A 1,034-nucleotide genomic window follows, 5' to 3' on the forward strand; every position below is an offset into this window, starting at 1 on the left:
GCCGGCCTGCCCGAGGGTGTGCTGAACATCGTCACCACCACCGACGCCGCCGGTGTCGTCGAACCCCTCCTGCGCGGCGGGCAGATCCGCAAACTGTCCTTCACCGGTTCCACCGGCGTGGGCCGGATCCTGCTGGCCCAGTGCGCCGACACCGTCATCCGCACCAGCATGGAACTGGGCGGCAACGCCCCCCTGATCGTCTTCGACGACGCCGACCTCGACGTCGCCGTCGAGGGCACCCTGGTCGCCAAGATGCGCAACATGGGCGAATCCTGCTGCGCCGCCAACCGCATCTACGTCCACACCTCCATCGCCGACGCGTTCGCCCAGCGCCTCACCGCCCGCATGGCCGCCCTCACCGTCGGCGACGGCACCCAACCCGGCACCGACGTCGGCCCCCTCATCGACACCGTCGGCCGCAGCAAGGCCCACGACCTCGTCCAGGACGCCGTCAAACGCGGCGCCACCGTCCTGACCGGCGGCGAACTGCCCGAAGGACCCGGCTGCTTCTACCCGCCCACCGTCCTCACCGGCATCACCCCCGACGCCGCGATCACCGACACCGAGATCTTCGGACCCGTCGCCGCGATCCGCACCTTCACCACCGAGGACGAGGCCATCGCCGCCGCCAACGACACCGAATTCGGCCTCGCCTCCTACCTGTTCACCCAGAACCTCGACCGCGCCCTGCGCGTCGCCGAACGCCTCGAAAGCGGCATGATCGGCCTCAACACCGGCCTCGTCTCCAACCCCGCGGCCCCCTTCGGCGGCATCAAGCAGTCCGGCCTCGGCCGCGAAGGCGGCCGCGTCGGCATCGAGGAGTTCCTCGAATACAAGTACATCGCCGTCCCCGTCGGAGCCTGACATGCCCGACCGACTCGTCGTCCTGCACCGCGGCAACCGGCCACCGGCCACCGCACTCATCGAACGCCTCACGGACACCGTCTACGCCACCGAGGACGAACTGCCCTACCTCCTGCCCGGCGCCGACATCCTCCTGGCCTGGGTCACCATCACCCCGGCCATCCGCGAAG

1 protein-coding gene is annotated in these 1,034 nt (G+C 70.1%); it reads left to right on the top strand.

Annotated features, from left to right (window positions below; all coding sequences use genetic code 11):
* Window positions 1-864 (top strand): aldehyde dehydrogenase family protein (locus FDO69_RS40875; RefSeq protein WP_138430323.1); only part of this gene is annotated, 864 nt, incomplete at its 5' end.
* Window positions 865-1,034: the final 170 nt, after the last annotated feature.

It is taken from the genome of Streptomyces tibetensis, from assembly GCF_007655005.1.
Taxonomy (GTDB): Bacteria; Actinomycetota; Actinomycetes; order Streptomycetales; family Streptomycetaceae; genus Streptomyces; species Streptomyces tibetensis.